The 419-nt window shown below is 60.4% G+C and carries 1 protein-coding gene; it reads right to left on the bottom strand.

What is annotated here, in order from left to right; translation table 11 throughout:
• Positions 1-164: 164 nt before the first annotated feature.
• On the bottom strand, positions 165-419 hold a 255-nt coding region (locus DBR18_RS23035; RefSeq protein ID WP_177482426.1), incomplete at its 5' end, for a YebC/PmpR family DNA-binding transcriptional regulator.

The following is a 419-nucleotide window of genomic DNA, read 5'->3' as shown; positions in this document are numbered from 1 at the left end:
CTTGGAACAGCGCTGCTGTCAGCCGGATGTACGGGCGCGACCGGGGTTTGGCGAAGTGATTCGGATATTGCACACACAGTGACAAAAAGATCGCAGCCTGCGGCAGCTCCTACAGGGTTATCTGTACACCCGTAGGAGCTGCCGCAGGCTGCGATCTTTTGATCTTAACCCGCCAGACCGACAAACATGTCCTGCACGTCATCGTGGTTGTCGAGGCCTTCGAGGAACGCTTCGACTTCAGCCATCTGCTCGGCACTCAGGCCGCTGACCGGGTTCTTCGGCTGGTAGCCGAGTTTCGCCGACAGCACAGTGAAACCTTGCTCAGGCAGCGCTTTCTGCACGGCGTCGAGGTCGGTCGGATCGGTCAGGAACAGGGTCGCGCCCTCTTCGCCTGGCTCGAAGTCCTGAGCACCGGCCTC

This window comes from Pseudomonas sp. HMWF021, from assembly GCF_003061005.1.
Taxonomy (GTDB): Bacteria; Pseudomonadota; Gammaproteobacteria; order Pseudomonadales; family Pseudomonadaceae; genus Aquipseudomonas.
This window is presented reverse-complemented; position numbering and strand designations above follow the sequence as displayed.